Here is an 18,969-nt window from a genome sequence, read left to right as displayed (position 1 = left end):
ACCCCCAGGAGGTTACAGGATGTGGCTTGTAATCATAAACTTCCCGGGGGAGTTGATGTAACACGAGGAGCGTTGTACCAATCAAATGACCGGTCATTCCCACGAATACACGAGAGGGAGTAAAGTAGATTCCCCGGTCAAAGTACGGCGTTTGCATGTTGTTGGCGCCCACCACGCCGCGCGATTCCTCGCTGCACGAAGTCCGAACCACCACGCCACGTCCGACGCCTGCCACTCCTCCACCATGCCAGTCAGCCGACGTATACGGCACCAGCCAAGCGCGCACGCTCACCTCTCCGCTAAGCTGGCTGGCAGCACCCATCCAGCCTGGCGCTCAGTCAGTGAATAGGAGACTACGCTTGCTCGACCACTGCGTTCACAACCTCCGCCAGGCCATTCGCTCCCTCCGCAGCGCACCCGCCATCACCTGCATGGCCATCCTCTCCCTGGCTCTCGGCATCGGAGCCAACACGGCAATCTTTAGCCTGATCAATGCCCTCATGCTCCGTACTCTGCCCGTCAGCCACCCCGAAGAGCTCCGGCAGGTCACCATGGCTTCGCCCCAATTCTTTAGCAACCCACTGTGGGAGCAGATCCGCGATCACCAGCAGGTTTTCTCGACCCTCTTCGCCTACGGCCGTTGGCGGTTCAATCTCGCCTCCGGCGGCGAGGCTCGCTACGCCAATGGCGTATTTGCTTCGGGTCAGTACTTCGACACGCTGGGCGTCCGTCCGGCGCTGGGCCGGGTGCTGGCCCCCGTCGACGACTGGCGGGGCTGCCCGGGGGTAGCAGTCCTCAGCCACGGCTTCTGGCAGAAGGAATACGGCGGCCGGCCCGGCATCCTCGGCCAGACCATCTCATTGGACGGCCACCCGCTGCCCATCGCCGGCGTTACCGGACCCGGATTCACAGGAGTCGATGTGGGCTCCACCTTCGACGTGATGGTGCCGCTGTGCGCCGAGAAAGTCCTGCATGGAGAGACCAGCAACCTGGACATCAACGCGGCGCCTGGCAACTACAACACCCTCTATGCCTGGCTGCGCATCGTAGGCAGGCCCAAACCCGGCATCAGTGCCTCTATGGCCACGGCGCAAATGAAAGCGCTCGCCCCGGCGATCTTCCAAGCCACCCTGCCGGCGCACTGGCGGCTGCCCGAGCAGCAGCAGTACCTGCAGCGAACACTCATCACCAACCCCTTCGCCACCGGACTTTCCTACCTGCGCGAGCAGTATCACGACGCGCTCATGGTGCTGATGGGCATCGTCGCCGTCGTCCTGCTGATCGCTTGCGCGAATGTGGCCAACCTGCTGTTCGCGCGGTGTGTCGCGCGCCGTCGGGAATTCGCCATCCGGATGGCCCTCGGCGCCGGCCGGGGCCGCCTCGTCAGGCAACTGCTCACTGAGAGCCTGCTGCTGGCGGGTCTGGGCGGCCTGCTCGGCATCATCTTCGCCCGCTGGGCCACCGCCGGATTGCTGGCCATACTCGATGTGCCGCTGGATGCCGCCCCAGACTGGCGTGTCCTCGCCTTTACGGCGTCGGTTGCCCTCCTGACGTGTGTCCTCTTCGGTCTGGCTCCTGCCTGGCGCGGTACGCGCGTCTCCCCCTACGCGGCGATGAAATCGAACTCGCGCGATGTTATCCAGGGAACCAGGTTCGGCACCGCGCGGGCGCTGGTTGCCCTGCAGCTCGCCCTGTCGCTGCCGCTAGTTGTGGGCGCGGGTTTGATGCTGACCACCCTGTGGAAACTCATGAGTAGGGAAAGCGGATTCGCGAAGGACCAGGTGCTGATTGCCAATATCGACCTGCGCAATGGCCGCTATGATCCTGCTCTCCGCCGGCAGGCGTACCTGCGGATGCTGGCGAAACTGCGAGCGATCCCCGCGGTGCGCTCCGCCGCTGTTTCCAACCTCACCCCAATCTGCGGTTGCGCCGCCACGCGCGAACTGGCGCTGGAACAGTCTCCGGGCCGGACCGCCCCGGTCATCGCGGTGGATACCAACTTCGTTGGCGACGGTTTCTTCGACGCGCTCGGCACTGCCCTGGTCGCCGGCAGGGACTTCGACGAACACGACACGCCCGAGGCGCCTGCGGTCGCCATCGTCAACCAGGCTATGGCCAAGCTTTACTTCGGCTCGACCAGTCCCCTGGGCAGCCGCTTCCGCGTGCGCCAGGGCAATCGAATGAGCGATCCGGTCGAGATCATTGGCGTCGCTGGCGATGTGCGCTACGGATCGATGCGCGACTCCATCCAGCCCATCGTCTACCTGGCCTGGAATCAGGATCCGACGCCCTATCCAATGACGAACTTCGAACTGCGCTCGGCTGGCGCTGCCCCCGGCTCGTTGACGAGCGCCGTGCAATCTGCCATCGCCGAGGTAAATCCCTCCGTGTCGATTGAATTCACCACATTGGCTGGCAGAATCGAGGAGTCGCTCTCAAAGGAGCGGTTGATGGCCATCCTCTCAGGCTGCTTTGGAGCCCTGGCGCTGACCCTGGCCGCCATCGGCCTTTACGGTGTCGTGTCTTACGCCGTCGCCCGCCGTACCGGCGAGATCGGGATCCGCATGGCCCTGGGAGCACAGCAGGAGCGAATCCTGCGCATGGTGCTGCGCGAAGTATTCATCACGGCCTGCGTGGGGTTGTGCGCGGGCATCGCCGTCACCATGGGCCTCACGAAGTTCATTGCCGGGCTGGTCTATGGCCTGGCGCCCAACGATCCAGTGACCTTTGGCATTGCGGCCGGAATCCTGATGCTGATCGCCATTCTCGCTGGATATTGGCCGGCGCGCCGGGCAGCGCGCATTCACCCGCTATCCGCACTGCACGAGGAGTGAGCATCCGTATTCACGCGGCAACCGATCAGAGTCCGGCAGCCCGACGCCGTCGAGTCTCGAGGATCTGAGGCTACGGCCGATCCTCGGCCGCATTGGATTCGCCCACCGCACTCGCACTGGAGACCGCCTTCAGCAGGCCTATCAACTGCTGGATCTGGATGGGCTTCGAAAGGTAGCCGTCCATGCCGGAATTGAGACAGATCTCTTCATCGCCGCGCATGGCATATGCAGTCATGGCATAGATCGGGGTATGGCTGCCGCGCTCCTGCTCCAGCTTCCGGATGGATGCTGTCGCTTCCAGGCCGTCCACCTCGGGCATTTGGACGTCCATCAACACCAGGTCGAATCTCTCCTGCTCGAACATCTCCACAGCTTCGCGCCCATTGCCGGCCAATACGGTCGCGTGCCCGCTCTTCTCGATCATCCGCATGGCCAGGCGCTGGTTCACCGCATTGTCCTCGGCCAGCAATACACGCAGCCTCCTCATTCCGGCTTCCGGCACTATTTCTTTAGGATGCTCCACTTCCGAGGTTTGGCCGCTGGCAGGGGCCCGGAACAGCGAATCGATCGCGACAGCCAACTCCGCCTGTTTCACCGGTTTCAGAAGGTAGGCATCGATACCCACTTTCCTGCACTGCTCGACATCCCCCGGTTCCCCTGCCGATGTGAGCATCAGCATCCGAAGCTTCCGTCCGTCCCTGCGCCGCCGCATGCGGCTCGCCACCTCGAAGCCGTCCATCGTCGGCATGTTGAAGTCGAGGATGACAAGATCGTCCGGCTCGCCCGCGGCCGAACCTTCATCCATCATCAGCAGCGCCGAGGCGCCATCTCGCGCCGTTCGCGTCTTCATGCCCCACCCGGAACAGGTCTCGTTGAGAATGCCGCGATTGATCGGATGATCGTCCACGATCAAGACCCGCAAACCGGCGAAAGCCGGGATATCGACTTGAGCCGGCGTCGCCAGCGGCTGCCCGTGCCCGAACTTGGCCTGGAAATGGAATACGCTGCCGGGACCACCTTCCACCCGGTCTGCGGCGACCCACGGACTCTCCACCCAGATCACGCCATCCATCAGCTTGACCAGCTTCGAGGAGATCGCCAGGCCCAGGCCGCTGCCCCCGAACCGGCGTACCGTAGAGCCGTCGGCCTGCTCGAACGGCGCGAAGATCCGGACCCGCTTGTCAGCAGGCACACCAATTCCTGTATCGGCAACCTGGAAATCAAGCACCGGACCGCCAGGCTCCATGCGCTCCAGCTTCACGCGCACCAGCACAGCGCCCTGCTCTGTGAACTTGACAGCGTTGCCTACCAGATTCATCAGCACCTGCCGCAGCCGGCCCGCATCACCCGAGAGTACATCGGGCACATCCGGCCGGATGTCCATCGCCAGTTCCAGCCCTTTCTCGTGGGCTCGCACAGCCAGCAGCCGCAGGCAATCACCCACGCTGTTGCGGAGGCTGAAATCGCCCGAGGTCAACTCGAATTTGCCGGCTTCGATCTTCGAGAAATCCAGGATGTCGTTGAGAATCGTCATCAACGCATCCGCCGACTCCTTCACCGTATTCAGATACTCGGCCTGTTCCGGATTCAGGGGCGTCCGTAGCGCCAGTTCCGTCATCCCGATAATTCCGTTCATGGGTGTCCGGATTTCATGGCTCATGTTGGCCAGGAACTCGCTCTTGGAACGGCTCGCACTCTCGGCCGCCAGTTTCGCCCGCCGCAAGGCATGGAAACTGCGCGTCACCACCATCATCAGTGAAGCAATGACCATCAGCGCGGCAAAGGCGATGGCATGGAACACCGGGTGCCGGTACCACGGCAGTAGAACATGGAACTGGAAGGCCGCGCCCTTCGCATCGATGTTTCCATTGCGGTCCGAAGCCCGGGCGGTGATGCGGTGCGTACCCCCTGATAAGCGCCGGAAACTGGCCAGCGGCACCGCCTCGAACTTCGACCAGGGACCGTCGTCCAAACGGAAAGAGAACAGCATTCTGGAGACGTCGGTCTTCTTCCACCGGTCAATGGCGGCGAAGGTAACCGAGACGTCACCCTGCGGCGACACCTCGGTGCGGTTGACGCCTTCCTTCGCGTAGGCCGTGGGTGCACCTTGATCCGCCATGGGATTGTACAGCCCGATGCCTTGCGCCGTACCCGCCCAGATTCGGTGCCGGCTGTCCTCGAATACTGTGTACGACACGCCGGTAGGCAGGCCCTCCTCGGTGTCATTCGTAATCAGCACTCCGTCCTTGAGTCGGTGAACCCCATTGGCGGCCGCCACCCACACGGTCCCATCACTGGCGCGCATCACGTGGCGTGCTCGTTCAAACCCTCCGTTCAGCACCTTCCAGTGACGGCCATCCCATTCCGAAACAAAACTGCGCCCGCCCAGCAGGACGCGGCCCTGTCCGATCTCCGCCAGGCTGAATCCGCCCGCCGCCATCGATCCTTCGACATGGGCACCCGGTACGCGCTGCCCCTGCTTCCAGCCCGTCAACTCCAGCGCACCGCAGACCCAGATCGTGCCATCACCGGTTTGCGCCAGGGATCGGACATCTTCATCCAGCATGCCTGCTCCCAGATCCGCCACCGTGGAGAAGTTCTCACCGTCAAACGATTCGATGTAGTCCCTGTTCCCAGCCGGGTCTTTCGTGACGGCCAGCATCATTCCATCCAGCCGCGAAGCGGCTGTGCGGATCATCCTGCCCGCCGGGTGGGCCTTCCAACCAAAACGGTTCGTTTGCGGCTCGAAATACGCCAGCTTGCCGTTCTCGCACAGGAAAAACACCTTGCCGCGAAGCGCCACCATGCTGCTCGTGTGCAGCGTCTTCGGCTTCATGCTGTCGGGCAGTTCAATTCTCGACCAGTGGCCGTGGTCATTCGACAATAGGATCGAATCATGCAGGAACCACAGGCGGTTCTGCGCATCCTCCAGCATCGAGGAGACAATCTGGTCCGATTCGGCGCCGGCCGGCGTAGTCCACAACGGCTCAAAGTGCCGCGCTACCCCCTGCGAGGTGGCCACCCAGAAGGAAGCCCGGCCGGCAGGAATAGCGTCATAGATCAGCCCGCCCATCGCGCCCCGCTTCTCCACCCGGTTCCAGCCTCCAGCCACTTTTACATACAGCCAGTTGCCCTCCTGCCGCCAGAGCGCTCCACCGCTGCGCCAACCCCAGACCAACGACTTTCCCCCGCGGTATACGACATTCCATTGCCCGTGGCTGAACTCGGCCATCACCGCGCGCTGCGATCCACGCTCGACGGCGCCCACCATAAGGGTGCCGCTGCCATCCGCCCACGGCTGCTTCAGGCCCATCAACCCCGCCCCGGTTGCCGGGTATTCTACCCATCGCGAAGCACCGCGGGGCCGGAAGACAATTCCATTCTCCAGAACCAGCCAGGTTCCAGCGGCGTCGCTCGCAACCGCATTCAGCGGCCCCAGGTCAGCGCGGGTCTTCCACAACTCCGCCACCTTGTGGGTGGCTCCGTCGACCCGGTAGACGGTTCCAACTCCGGCCAGCAGTACGCCCCCCGTATCGTCCAGCGCAATCCGGCCTCGGCCCCAAACCTGTTCCTCATCGAAACCCGGCACCGATTGGTGGACCCATGTTCGACCCTGCAGCCGGAAGAGTCCGTGTGGGTTCAGGGCCCACGGTTCGCCAGCCGCCCCCACGGCGATCTTTGAGTTTCTGCCAGGCGACGGCAGATGCTCGGTGCGGTAGCCGTCCAGGATCGAGAGGTTGGGCACTGCCCCGTGAATCGCCCACAGCCGCCCTCGCGGATCGAGCGTAACCGAATAGGCAAACGACTCGTTCATCCCATCAGCGCTGTCCCACGAGCGCCACTCCGCCGCATCAATGCCCGGGGCCGAATGCGCAGGCAATACTGCCAGCGCGAGACACGTAGCCGCGCAGATCAGCCGCCGCAGATTGCTGGAATCCCTCATCGTCCGTAAAGTTTGGCCGGGTATCACATCGGCCTCACCCCACGCCTGGGTGCAGTGAGGGCCGTCTCTCTACTGATCGGCACGGGAGGGTACGCTGATTAGGGTGAAATGCCCAGAGATTTGTTGCTGTGACGGGGACTAAACCGTGAGGACCTGCAACCCCTGCTCGCGCAGTGATTCCACCACCTGCTCATCGGCGCCAGTATCCGTGATCAACCGGTGGATCAGGTTGACCTTGCAGATCACCGACAGGCTGCGCCGCCGCAATTTGCTCGAATCGGCAACAACTGTAACTTCGCGGGCGACCTTAATCATCAACGCGTTAAGCTGCGCCTCCAGGATGTCCGGAGTGCTCAACCCCAACTCGTGATCGAGCGCATCCACACCCAGGAAGAGCTGATCGGCATTCAGGTCGCGCAACGTCTGTTCAGCCTGCGGCCCAACCAGGGAGAACGACATCGGACGCAGAATTCCACCCAGCATCACCACCGACAGATCGGGGCTGCTGCTGAGTTCCATGGCGGAATTCAAGGCATTCGTAATTACGGTTACCGGTCTGACCTTAAGGTGTTTCAAACGTCTTGCAATTTCGGCGGTGGTCGTCCCGGAATCCAGGATGATGATCTGCCCCGGCCGGATCAGTTCCGCCGCCGCCGCCCCAATGCGCGCCTTCTCCGCGCTATGCAGCGTTTCCTTGAACGCAATGGGATAGTCGGTGCGCGGGTCAATCCGCTTGATGGCGCCGCCATGAGAGCGAATCAGTGAACCCGACTTGGCCAGCGAATCGAGATCGCCCCGCACTGTCACGGAAGAAACGCCAAACCGCTGGACCAGGTCCTCCACGGTCACTCGTTCTTCAGCCTCCAGAATTTCCAGGATCTTCCTGCGCCGCTCTTCGGTCAACAGACGGGGACCGCGGGATACGACCTCTTCATTCTGAATCGACTTTGGCATGAACTGCTTCGAGAGTAGCGCAATTCAGGGCAAATCGAAAGCAAAACAATGGGAGCACAATCACCCGCTCAAACGCAGCCCGGCTCGCCGACGGAGAAATGCTGAAGCTTCTTTAACTTAGAGCGATCGGCCTGCGCCAAGGGACTTTCGTTTCGCCAGTTTCTACTTATCTATGCTTACTCCGTCGGCGTGGGGCGCAGCGCCAGGCTGCTCAGATGATGCGCCAGCCCGCGGTCGTCCAACATCAGCGCCCGCCTGAACGCCCCAACTGCCTCAGCTTCCCTGCCCGCGCTCCTCAACAGCTCCCCGTGGCCGTAAGCCATCAGGCCATTCGTGGCGGCCGGACTGCGCGCCAGGCGCTTCTCCAGCAACTGCGGATCCAGCGGCGTACCCAGTTTCACGGCCGCGCGGGCTGCGTAGGAGAACTCATAATCCAAGCCTTTCGCTGCCCGGCCTACGGCTTTCCGCCAGCACGCCCGGGCTTCGTCCATATGTCCGGCCTGCGCCTCCAACTCACCTAGAATGTATTGGATACGGGCATTGTCTACAAACACGGCCATGCCGTCCTTCGTAAACTCCAAACCGGCCACCGGCTGCCCGAACCGGCGGCCCGCCGCAACCGCCTCGTCCGTCTTGCCGGCGCGGGCTAACACGAGAGCCCGTTGTAGCTCTACTTCCAGGTAGACCTGGCGGACGTTCGTCCCCAGTTCCTCCCGTGCAAAGAATCGTCCCTCGAACAGCTTGGCCGCCGCCTCGGTTTGTCCGCTGGCCGCCAGCGCCAAAGCCAGCCGGATCACCAGGTTCTGGGGCATGCCCGCCAAATCAGGGAATTTCCGCAGAGCGGCAGCCCGCTCCGCCGGCGGGCGCGCCTGGATGCTCAGGGCCTGATCCAGCACCTCATAGACGGCCGGATTGCGCGGATCGGCTATCTGGCCCTCTTCCAACACTTGGGCGGCTTCGGCCGGCTGGTTCTTGAGCCGCAGCAGCGCCAGCCCGAGATTCCGATGCAGCGTGGCCGGCTTCGAGGCCCCTTGACGAGCCAGTTGCCAGGCTCCGATCGCTTCGTCCACCTGGCCGGCCGCCATCAGAAGGTCACCCAATAGCAGCTGAGCCCCTGCATCGGAAGGATTTACAGCAATCGCTCGCTTCAGGGCAGGCAACGAGTAACGCCGGTTCGGGAAGATATAGTCGAGCGGCAAACGCGCTGCGTCCCGGTACGCCTGTTCGGCCGCTGCCCCCGTCTTTTCCAGGCAATAGGCACGGTAGTAGGCGACCATTGCATGCCGCTGCGGCAGGACGCTGCCCGGTTCCCGCCAAGTCTCGTCCACCTCGGGATACTGGCGGCTCAACAGTTCCAGCGCTTCCGGCCAGAAACCCAGATCCATATAGTCTTCAACAACTTCCAGCACGCGCTCCGGATCGGCGGCCAGCCTTTTCCAAGCCTCGTCATTCGCTGTCTGGAAAAGGCGCAGACCGGGATTGGCCGGATCCTGAACCAGCCCCTGGCGGACCACTGCGGCCGCCTCCTCCGTCCGTCCCAGCCTCTTCAGCAGAGCTGCTTCCAGGGTCGCGGCCCGGACCGACTCCGTCCCCGCCTTCCGCATCGAAGCCAGGGCTTCCGGCAGATGGCCCTGCCGGGCCTCGAGCAGTCCCAACTGGATCCCCGCTGCAGGCCTATATTCCGGGAACAGCATGGCGTGCTCCCATTGAGTCCTCGCTGCGCGTTCGTCGCCTAGCTCGGCGAGGGCTAACCCTAATAGATAGTGCGTTTCCGGGTCGTTGCTCAACAGCGCCTGCGCGGCTTTGAGATACACACCAGCTTCCTTATACCGGAACAGATCCAGCGCCAGCCGCCCTGCCGCCAGGTTCATCTCACGGTTCTCGGGAAATCGCGCCAGCCCGTTCTGATACAGGCTCCAGGCCCGCAGCCGATCGCCGTTCAATTCACGGTCGCGGCCCTCCGCCAGAATCTGGACCTCGGCCGATTTCGACTCAGGCGCGGGCTTGACCGGACCAATTGGTATCGATCCCGCCGGTGCCATGTCGTACTCGTCCTCGGTATGCGTCAGCAGCACCCGGCCGTCGCGGCCGGTCAAAACGACCGTGAGTTTACCGTCAACCGCCGGCCATTCGACGGTGAAAACGCGGTCCGGCGTCAGGTCGGCCATCTTGTCGGCCAGCACCTTCGCCCCCTGACGAACGGAGACCCGGGCGCCCGGCGCAGGATGGGTCACGTTGCACAGGAGCTTCGGCTGCCCGCCAGAACGGTCAATATTTATAATGGCGTCCAGATTTGCACGGAGGAAACCGCCGGTCTGCCGCACCGGCATCCAGTACTCCGTGAATTCCAGCGTCTGCTGCGGTTCCAGGAACGCATAGGTTTCCTGGTTCCGGAATACCCCGCCTTGGACCTCAACGTAGGCCGATTCATCGTCGGAGAGAGCCTTGCGCCAGTCCCGCCCATCGGGATCAACGCCCCACGCCCAGATCTTGCGGTATGGCGCCTGCGAAGGCAGCGAGTAGTGGATTACGCCCGCCTGCGTCTTCGGATGATATACACCGGCAAAGGGTTCTCTGGATTCGTGCACGAATTGGGAAACCGGACCCGCCGTGTGATTGCCGATCACACTGAGATCGAGGCCGGCGTGGTTCACCGGCCAGGTGTCGATCTCCTTGAAACCGTGCGACGCCGTATAACGCTGGGGATACAGGATCCGCGAATCATCCCAGACCTGCACAGCAGCGTTGGTCCACCAGTAAAATCGATGCCGCGTCGCGCTGCGATTATAGAGAAAGTTGTGTTGTTCCAGCACAGTGGAACCGGGCCGCAGCTTCAGCTCCACGCGCCACTGCATGCCATACACCCGGTCGACATTCGACACCCATACCGAGGCCGAGCCATCGGCATGCCGTTGAATCGCATAGGGCACCGGCGAGATCGAGACCCAGTTGTGAGAGACAGGAAAATTGAACTCGATGCCAAAGGCCGCCCACGCGCCACGGTAGCTCACCTTGGCCTTCTTGATGCTCCGGTTTGCATAGAACATCTCGGCCCCGTTCGTTTTGTCCGTACAACCATAGAGATGGCCGCCCAGGTCGGGCAGCACCGTACAGCGCAGGTATTCATTCTCCAGGACAACCGAGCGGTACTTCACAGGCACGGTCCGCTGCGTGATTTCGTCACGTAGCGTGTAGGGATAGTTGAACTTAGTGCCGGCGAACTGATCGAACGGCGGGTTGGGGTCGGGCCTGCCCTCCACGGACGATGGCAGCGTCAACGATTGCTCCGACACCTGGACCTGGGCAAACGAAACGCCACCCAGAATCAAACCGGCTACCCACGGAAACAGCTTCACAGGATCCTCCGTAACTCCGAGTGTAGGCGCTGGCGGGCTTCCTTGACACTCCCTCTCCTACATGGTAAGAAACAAAAAGCAAAGCTAGCAATACGAAAATCCCACAATATGCTTTTCTTCCGTTTTCTCATGATCGCAGCGCTCCTCCCCGTGTCCACCTCGCACACTGGCTGGAGCGTCGTCGGACCCGGTGGCGGCGGCGCCATGTTCCATCCCACCATCAGCCCGCACGACCCCAATCGCGTGCTGGTGGGGTGCGACATGACCGGCAGCTATTTAACCGAAGACGGTGGCAAGAGCTGGAAGATGTTCAACTTGCGCGGACCCGCCAGGTTCTTCCTGTTCGATCCCTCAGACCCCAAAGTGGCCTACGCCCAATCGATCGGCCTGTGGCGGAGCGCGGACAGCGGGCATACCTGGAACATGGTCTACCCGGCCAATGCGGTCATCGAAGCGGATGGCGACCACGCCGATGAGCGCGTAGCCGGGACCGAGCCGGCCATCGACGCCTTGGCCATCCACCAAGGCAAGCTGTGGGCCGCAATGGGTACGGCGCTGAAGTCATCGAAAGACGGTGGCAGGACTTGGGAACAGGCGGCCCCCTTACCTGAGCGGGGCAAGCGGGTTTACGGCGCCGGCAATCGTGTCTATGTCATTGCAGCGAACAGCGTTTCCTTCGTCGAAGGCGGCGCCTCCGGCACCTGGCCGCACCCTGCGTTTGTCGACGCCTCAGCCGGCAGCGAAAACGGTCAAGTCTACCTCTACGGGGCCTCCAAGGAAGGCCTGTTTCTCTCTTCGGACGGACAGTCCTGGCGCAAGAGCAGCATGCGCGGCTCCGTGCGGGCCGTGGCGGCGTCGGAACGCCATGGGCGCACGGCTTATGCCTCATACCAGGACGGAGAGAGCTATGGCGTAGCGCGAACGTCGGATGGCGGCGACACCTGGACCCTGGGCTGGCGCGAGTCCCGGCAGAAGGCACCCAATGTCGACGATGGCTGGGTCAGCGACCGCTTCGGCCCCGGGTGGGGTGAACACCCGCTGACGCTCGGCGCGTCGCCCACTCAACCGGAACTCGCCTACGGCACGGACCTGGGCCGGACGCTGCGCACAACCGATGGCGGGGCAACCTGGAAGAACACCTACACCAAACTGCTGCCCGACGGCTCGTATGTCTCCACCGGGCTGGATGTCACGACCAACTATGGAGTCCATTTCGACCCCTTCCGGCCGAATCACCTGTTCCTCAGCGTCACTGACATCGGCATGATGGCCAGTGAGAACGGGGGCAAAAGTTGGCGCAGCGCCACTGAACACGGGATACCCAAGGAATGGTGGAATACCACTTACTGGCTTGAGTTCGATCCCCAGGTGAAAGACCGCATCTATGCCGTCACCGGAGACACCCACGACCTGCCGCGGCCCAAAATGTGGCGCTTCCGCTCTCCCTCCAAGTTCCAGGGCGGGGTGGTTCGCAGTGACGACGGAGGGAAAACCTGGCATGCCCTGAAGACCGGGCTACCCGAGACTTCGGCGACACACATCCTGATCGACCGCGACAACCACGAGCGCCTCTATATCGCCGGCTTTGGCCGTGGAGTGTTCCGTTCCGACGATGGTGGTGCATCGTGGCAGAAGATGAGCTCCGGACTGCCGGAGAAAGAACCCTTCGCCTGGCGCCTGGCCCAGGACCAGAAGGGCGTCCTATACCTGGTGGTAGCCCGGCGCAGTGAGGACGGCAGCATCAGCAACGACCGGGATGGAGCGCTCTTCCGCTCAGTCGATCGCGGTGAAAACTGGCAGCGCGTAGCGCTCCCGGAAGGGGTAAACGGCCCCAACGGCATTGTCGTGGACAAAAGCGATCCGCGCCGTCTGTATCTGGCGGCCTGGGCCCGCAAAGGGGCCAAAAACGGAGGCATCTTCCTCTCGACCGATGCAGGCGCCACCTGGAAGAACGTTCACAACGCGGACCAGCACGTCTACGATGTCACCCAGGACCCGGCTCGGCCCGAGATTCTATATGCGACCGGGTATGAATCCTCCGCCTGGCGATCGGCCGACCGCGGAGCATCCTGGAAAGGGATCCCCGGCTACGACTTTAAATGGGGCCAGCGCGTGACGGTCGACCCGCATGCGAAAGACATGATCTACGTCTCTACCTTTGGCGGCGGCGTCTGGCACGGCCCGGCGCGTTAGCCGGACCCATCCGTCACCGGGTAGCAGAGGCGCGCAATGGCATGCACTGCTCCGTGCTTCAGCAGGGGCCTCAACACCACGTCTACCGGAATCCGGCAGCCGTCTTTATGAATATGAACCGTACGCAGCTTCTGCGAGGGGCTGATTGTTTCGATGACGGCGCGGCAGTCAGCCTCTGCCCGCGCCTGCTGATCCTCCGGCAGCAGCAACCATACGTGCTGTCCAAGAACCTCCTGGCTGGAATAGGCGAAAAGCTCCTGGGCGCGGTGGTTCCAGGTCTGGATGACTCCGTCCAGGCGTTGGGAAAAAACCGTATACGGTACCGATTCAATCAGCACCGCCGCCTCCATGGCCACCGCATCAAGGCGCCTCAGGTGTGAGATGTCCCGGTAGTTGTGGACGATGGCCAGAACATTCGGATTGTCGAGCATATCGGTCACCGTGCCGCCCACCCAGACATGCGATCCGTCCGGCTTCATCAGCCGCAGTTCATGCTGGACTACGCCCGCCCGCTGCTCGATGAGCTGCCGGTAGCTGGCCAGCATGGCGGGCTGGTCCTCAGGGTGGGTGATGTTCAGCATCGAGGTCCCGGCAAGCGCCAGCGGCGCGTAGCCAAGGATCGACTTCACCACCCGGATCACCGTGGCATCGGCCGTTGTCAGGGTGATGCCGTCACGGCTGCCGGCCAGCAGCGACTCGAAAAGCAGTGAGTTGCGGCGCACCGCGTCTTCCAACCGCAGGAGGTTGCCCACCTGCTCTTCCAGTTCGGACACGCGTTCCAGTAGGAGCTGGTGCGCGGGGTTGTGCAGGGCAATCGGTTCCTGTGTCGTCATGGCGTTAGCAGTAGTCCAGCGGAGTTTGGGATGCGATGAATTTGCTGATGAACAGCGAGGTATTCGTGATAGGCGGAATCAGGGCAATCACGGACCACGCAATGGAGAGCGGCAGCAGCACCGTGCGGCCACCGATGTCGACTTCGTTCTGCAGCGGCACGTCCAGCACGCGCTTCAGCTTCGACCGGATCTGGTCGATCGTTTCCTGTCGAGGCAGCAACGCCACCAGCGTCGGACCGGTCCAGCGAAACAGATGCTCGCCATCCTGCATCACCTGGGTTTGCACGTGCTTCTTCAGCAGTCGCAGCATCTCGTCACCGGCCGCCTGTCCGAACCGGGCGTTGATGGGCTGCATCCGGCCCACCACTAGAGTCAGGATGTACTTGCGGCCCGGAGTCTTCAGGCCCTCCTCGAATGCAGCCACGGCGGCCGCCTGGTCGGGAAGATTCGTGATGGCGTCCAAATGGGCATTCTTCAACTGCAATACCGGCGACTGCACCCGCTGCAGGTGCCCCCGGAGTTCCGAAATCGCCGCTTCCCTCTCCTGCCTCTGGCGAGTCGCTTCATCGCGAACCTTGACGAGACACTCCCCCAGCCTGGATTTCAGGCTCTGGACAGTCTCCAGAGACGCGGCCTGCTCCAGGTCGCTGCGAATCGCGGTCAGGGACTCGGCAGCCCGTTCGCTGCCTCCGCTGATGGCAATCACCGTCTGCGCCAGCATGTCGATCATGTTCTGCAGCAGCGCATCCTGGCGCCGGATAGCCCGCGTGGTCCTCAGCGAGTAACTATCGAGGGCGTGAATGGCGGCGCCGGCAATGACCAGCAGCTGGTCATGACTGCAATCCTGTTGCGCTGCCTCGTGAATACCCTGCATGTCCTGCCGGAAGACCTCATGCTCCTGCGGATCCGCACACACGGCATGATCGGCCATGCCATGCACCAGCATGGCGACGATCCGGCGCAGTCCGATTTCGTCCTCCGAATTGGTGAGGTACCGTTTCAGCGTGATCAGGGGCATGAGTCCGCCATGACAAAAGCCTCATCGGCCTGGACGCGAGGAATTCCAGAAACTCTTCTGTTCGGATTACTCCAAGGCCCGCTCCAGCCCGGGCCGCCGCCACCACCCGGCTATCGCCCCAGCGAGAGCGTAATGACGCCCGCGGCAATACAGGCAGCGCTGACGAGTCGAGAAAGGCCCTGGCGCTCCCCGAGCACCGCCGCGCCCAGCAGCACCGCAAACAGCATCGAGACCTCCCGGGCCGGCGCGACGCGCGTCACCGGCGCAGTCTGCATCGCCTGTAAGACCAGGATGTATGCCATCGGCGCGAGCACGGCGACCACCAGCGCCGCACGCCCGTGGCTGCGCGCGGCCTCGACCAGCTTCCGCCCGCGATGCACGACAATCGGTAGCAAAATCAACGTCCGGGTGGCATTCGAAAGGTAGTCGAGCAGCAGCGGAGGCATTCGCACCACCCGCACCGAAGTCGCGTCCACCACGGTATAGAGAGCAATGCACACACCGGTCGCCAGGCCATAGAGGAGGCCGCGCCGGCGCGCAGCAGGCTCGGAGGTGACGCGTGCGTCCCGCCGCGAGAGCCCGAGAATCCCGAGCACCACCAGCACCAGCCCGGCGCCCGACGCCAGCGTGACCCGTTCGCCCAACAGGACGACCGCGGCCAGGCTGGACAGCAGCGGACCCGTGCCCCGCGCGACGGGATACACCACGCTGAGGTCCGCAACCTGGTAGCCCCGCTGTAGCACCAGCCCATACACGACATGCAGCATGCCACTCAACGCCACCAGGCCCCAGCCCTGCCATCCGATATGAGCAGGCAGTGCAGGCCAGAACCAGACAGCGGCCGGAGCATAGACGAGGCAGGTCAGGCTGGAATAGAGGATGACAAAGTCGGCCCCGGCGGCAGCGCGCTTGGCCGCCAGGTTCCAGGTGGCGTGCAGGAGGCCGGAGAGCAGAACGAGTAAGAGAGCGGTGACGGGCATGGGGGCGATCCCTCCAGGGCACAGGTGCATGGCCCGACTTGTCCGCCTCTGGGATTTTGTCCCTCGGGTGCAGGCCGCACGCGCGGCTCTCTGTGACGCTCGGACCGTGCGCCAATCCTCACGGACAGGCAGGAACCCTAGTCACCACTCGGTCGAGTGGAATCAGTCTAGCATGCAGCCGCCAGTTTCAGCGTTGGTTCCAGGCGCTCGTCACTCCGCCATCAACAGGATCGCCGCCGCCGCCATCACCATGCCCGTGATCAGGACCGGCGACGGCACCACGCCATAGAGCAGCAGCGAAAGCAGGATCGTGAGCACCGGAGCCAGCGAAGTCACCGGGACCACGATAATCGCCTTGCCATACCGCATGGCAAACACCAGCATGAGCGAGCCAATGGCATTCAGGATCTGGATGCAGGCCGCAAGCCCCGGGCCGCGCCAGCCCCAATTCACCGGATGCGAGAAATCCGCCAGCAGCCAGGCGGCGGGCATCAGGCATAGCCCCGCGGCCGACATGTAGAAGTAGATGCTCTCTACGCTCATGAACCCCGTGGCCGATTTCATGAAATACCCTTGCACCCCCCAGGCCAAAAAGACGGCGATTGGGCCGGCGACCCATGACCAACCGGTGGACTGACCCGAGGCTGGCTGCTGCCGGGCCAGCAGCGGGATCGCGGCCAGGGCCAGTGCGATGCCGCACCAGGCGCGGCGCGAGGCCCGTTCCTTCAATACGAGCAGCGAAAGCAGGATGGTCACCACCGGATACAGCGACACGATCGGGAAGACAAGATAGGCCGGCGCCGTCCTCAGCGTCAGGAACAGCGCGATCTGGCCGCCCGAGCCCAGCAACCCTACAGCCGAACCGAACAGGAGCGCCCGCCGGTGGCGGTCCAGCCGCCAACCGGATAAATGCAGCGCGATGGCCGCGCAGGGCACGGTGGTAAACGCCCACACAATATAGCCAAGCGTCGCCGGAAACCCGGCCTTTCCCGGAGTCTCGATGAGTGCGCCCCAGACGCCCCAGCACAGGGTGGTGATCAGGGCAAACAGCAGCCAGGGTTTGGTCTTCATTCGTGCGTACGCCGCCGCCGGGCCGGCCGTTACTGGTCAAGCGCTGACGGGCGGGGGCTGGACGGCCCTTCATTGTCCGAATGCCCGCCGAGCCCTTGTCAAGCTACCCTCTCATTTTCGTTTACTTGTCATTGACAGGCGCATCCGAACTTGTACAAGGTAAAGAAACTCCCGTCCGGCAGCCTGATAGCCGCCCGGACGTACTCGCCCGTGAGGTATCAACGTGAGCTCATTGTCCCGCCGGATGTTTCTGCAGACCAATGCGTCCGCCGCAGCCGCGCTCGCGGCCCCGCAGCCGCCCGCCTGGACTGGTCCAGCCGCCGCGGATCGGCTCGATCAGGGTCCCTTCGAAGCCGAGCAGGACGACGGCTGGATGACCCTGACCACGACCACGGCCTATGAAGGCCCGCTCCGGAATCCAGGGCTTGGCCTCATGGGCTACACCTGGGAGGAGGGCGGCCCTTCCCTGGCGGCGCGCAGCGGCAAAGAGACGTTGGAACAACACGTCGAGCGCCTCTCCAGCCTGCCTTTCGTCGACGTCCTCTACCTCCGCTGCGACTGGCGGCACGTCCAGAAACAGGCGGGCCGCCTGGATCTGCACCCCATCTGGCAACTCACCCTCGATGCCGCCAAGGCCAAGGGCCAGCGCGTGGCATTCCGTGTGCAGCTTTCGAATCCCAGCGCTCCGGACGAGCCCATCGCCATGCCGTCGTTCGTGCGGCAGAAAGTCCCCCTCGTGAACATCGGGCGCGACCGCGCGAACGGCCAGGCCAAGGATTCCTTCGAGCCCCGTTACGACCACCCCGAGTTCCGTAAAGCCTTCAAGGAATTGAACGAATTGCTGGCCGCCCGGTTCGACGGCCACCCCGACATCGAGTTCGTCGACCTCATGCAGTACGGCTATTGGGGCGAAGGCCACACGGCGAATCTCCACAACCCTTTTCCCGACTACCCGACGGCCGAGCGAACCTTCGTCGACTTCACCCGGCAGCAGTTGGATGCCTGGAAACGGACACCCCTGGCGGTCAACACCGAGCCCGACATCAGCTTCGTGGGCAATCGCCGCGTGATTGAAATGTGCACCAGCGCCGGCGCGTGGCTGCGGTCGGACAGCATCCTGGTGGAGGAACCCATCCAGATCGACATGCTGGCCAACCGGCCGCCGTGGCAGGCCGTCATCATGGAGGACGGCTACGACCGGCAGTACAAACTCACGATGCAACCGCGGCTCGAACGGGCCATGCGGCATGTGCTGAACGTCGGCGGCAACTACTGGTCCCTCTGGACCGAGGCCGCCAACCTGGACGCATTCCACAAGGCCTTTCCCCGAGGTTTCGAAAGCTTGCGCAGCCGGATGGGCTACCGCCTCCGCCCCGGCTGGCTGTGGCAGCGCAAGCGGCGCGGCGCCTATGAGTTGGTGACCGCCATCGTCAATGAAGGCGTCGCCGGCGTCCCGGGTGTCTTGCGCGTGAAAGCCTCCACGCCGGATGGCAAATTCCAGGCCGAAGGATCACTCGATCCGGGCCAGCCTTACGCCGGCAAGCTGCGCCAGTGCGCCTTTTCCATCCCTCGGGAACTGGAAGGACAAATCGTGCGCCTCGAAGCCGAGCTCGAACTCAGGCCGGGCGTCCGGCGGCCGGTGAAGTGGGCCTCCGAACCCCTGGGTCAGCCGGTGGAAGCGCAACTGATGCGCTGGTCCGATGCACGTTGGCGCAAGAACATCTAACTTCGAATAAGTTAAACGAAACAATTGCAAGTTTCATTTGCTTTCGTTAGCATGATTAGCA

10 protein-coding genes are annotated in these 18,969 nt (G+C 63.2%); 3 read left to right on the top strand and 7 right to left on the bottom strand.

From position 1 onward, the window contains the following. The first annotated feature begins 359 nt into the window (after positions 1 to 359). Positions 360 to 2,834 carry an ABC transporter permease gene (locus ACR9Y2_RS17525; protein WP_435042792.1) on the top strand — a complete coding sequence of 825 codons (2,475 nt, stop codon included), beginning with the start codon at positions 360 to 362 and terminating at the stop codon, positions 2,832 to 2,834. A 70-nt stretch (positions 2,835 to 2,904) separates the two neighbouring features. Here ACR9Y2_RS17525 and ACR9Y2_RS17520 read toward each other — a convergent pair whose 3' ends face one another. From ACR9Y2_RS17520 to ACR9Y2_RS17510, 3 genes are all read right to left on the bottom strand, one after another. Then, positions 2,905 to 6,777 (bottom strand): response regulator, encoded by a 3,873-nt coding sequence (locus ACR9Y2_RS17520; protein ID WP_435042791.1) that lies wholly within the window; start codon positions 6,775 to 6,777, stop codon positions 2,905 to 2,907. A gap of 138 nt (positions 6,778 to 6,915) precedes the next feature. Then, positions 6,916 to 7,731, bottom strand: a complete 816-nt coding sequence (locus tag ACR9Y2_RS17515; RefSeq protein ID WP_435042790.1) for a DeoR/GlpR family DNA-binding transcription regulator — start codon at positions 7,729 to 7,731, stop codon at positions 6,916 to 6,918. Positions 7,732 to 7,907: 176 nt separating this feature from the next. Further along, positions 7,908 to 11,087, bottom strand: a complete 3,180-nt coding sequence (locus tag ACR9Y2_RS17510; RefSeq protein ID WP_435042789.1) for a DUF5107 domain-containing protein — start codon at positions 11,085 to 11,087, stop codon at positions 7,908 to 7,910. Between the two features lie 108 nt (positions 11,088 to 11,195). Here ACR9Y2_RS17510 and ACR9Y2_RS17505 point away from each other — a divergent pair, with 108 nt between their 5' ends. Further along, a complete protein-coding gene (locus tag ACR9Y2_RS17505; RefSeq protein WP_435042788.1) occupies positions 11,196 to 13,280 on the top strand; it encodes a WD40/YVTN/BNR-like repeat-containing protein in 2,085 nt (694 codons plus the stop codon). On the opposite strand, the gene ACR9Y2_RS17500 is transcribed toward ACR9Y2_RS17505, so the two are convergent. From ACR9Y2_RS17500 to ACR9Y2_RS17485, 4 genes are all read right to left on the bottom strand, one after another. Next, a complete protein-coding gene (locus ACR9Y2_RS17500; protein WP_435042787.1) occupies positions 13,277 to 14,113 on the bottom strand; it encodes a PAS domain-containing protein in 837 nt (278 codons plus the stop codon). The two genes, ACR9Y2_RS17505 and ACR9Y2_RS17500, sit on opposite strands and share 4 nt — an antisense overlap. 4 nt (positions 14,114 to 14,117) lie before the next feature. Further along, a complete protein-coding gene (locus tag ACR9Y2_RS17495) occupies positions 14,118 to 15,131 on the bottom strand; it encodes a diguanylate cyclase domain-containing protein (RefSeq protein WP_435042786.1) in 1,014 nt (337 codons plus the stop codon). A 110-nt stretch (positions 15,132 to 15,241) separates the two neighbouring features. Beyond that, on the bottom strand, positions 15,242 to 16,141 hold the full coding sequence (locus ACR9Y2_RS17490; protein ID WP_435042785.1) for a DMT family transporter: 900 nt from the start codon (positions 16,139 to 16,141) through the stop codon (positions 15,242 to 15,244). Between the two features lie 180 nt (positions 16,142 to 16,321). Further along, entirely contained in the window at positions 16,322 to 17,182 is an 861-nt protein-coding gene (locus ACR9Y2_RS17485; protein ID WP_435042784.1) for an EamA family transporter, read from the bottom strand. 223 nt (positions 17,183 to 17,405) lie between these two features. Between ACR9Y2_RS17485 and ACR9Y2_RS17480 the strand changes: the two genes are divergently transcribed. After that, complete coding sequence (locus tag ACR9Y2_RS17480; RefSeq protein WP_435042783.1) at positions 17,406 to 18,908, top strand: hypothetical protein; 1,503 nt, start codon at positions 17,406 to 17,408, stop codon at positions 18,906 to 18,908. Positions 18,909 to 18,969: the final 61 nt, after the last annotated feature.

Origin of the sequence: Paludibaculum fermentans, assembly GCF_051172195.1 — a bacterium.
In the GTDB taxonomy this organism is placed as follows: domain Bacteria; phylum Acidobacteriota; class Terriglobia; order Bryobacterales; family Bryobacteraceae; genus Paludibaculum; species Paludibaculum fermentans_A.
The sequence above is the reverse complement of the archived record's forward strand: the minus strand, read 5'-3'. Positions and strand labels throughout refer to the sequence as shown.

What these genes read in the sequence shown, in the direction of transcription:
- ACR9Y2_RS17520 (WP_435042791.1), bottom strand. Translation starts at nt 6,777, where the DNA reads ATGAGGGATTCCAGCAATCTGCGGCGGCTGATCTGCGCGGCTACGTGT.
- ACR9Y2_RS17515 (WP_435042790.1), bottom strand. Translation starts at nt 7,731, where the DNA reads ATGCCAAAGTCGATTCAGAATGAAGAGGTCGTATCCCGCGGTCCCCGT.
- ACR9Y2_RS17505 (WP_435042788.1), top strand. Translation starts at nt 11,196, where the DNA reads ATGCTTTTCTTCCGTTTTCTCATGATCGCAGCGCTCCTCCCCGTGTCC.
- ACR9Y2_RS17500 (WP_435042787.1), bottom strand. Translation starts at nt 14,113, where the DNA reads ATGACGACACAGGAACCGATTGCCCTGCACAACCCCGCGCACCAGCTC.
- ACR9Y2_RS17495 (WP_435042786.1), bottom strand. Translation starts at nt 15,131, where the DNA reads ATGCCCCTGATCACGCTGAAACGGTACCTCACCAATTCGGAGGACGAA.
- ACR9Y2_RS17490 (WP_435042785.1), bottom strand. Translation starts at nt 16,141, where the DNA reads ATGCACCTGTGCCCTGGAGGGATCGCCCCCATGCCCGTCACCGCTCTC.
- ACR9Y2_RS17485 (WP_435042784.1), bottom strand. Translation starts at nt 17,182, where the DNA reads ATGAAGACCAAACCCTGGCTGCTGTTTGCCCTGATCACCACCCTGTGC.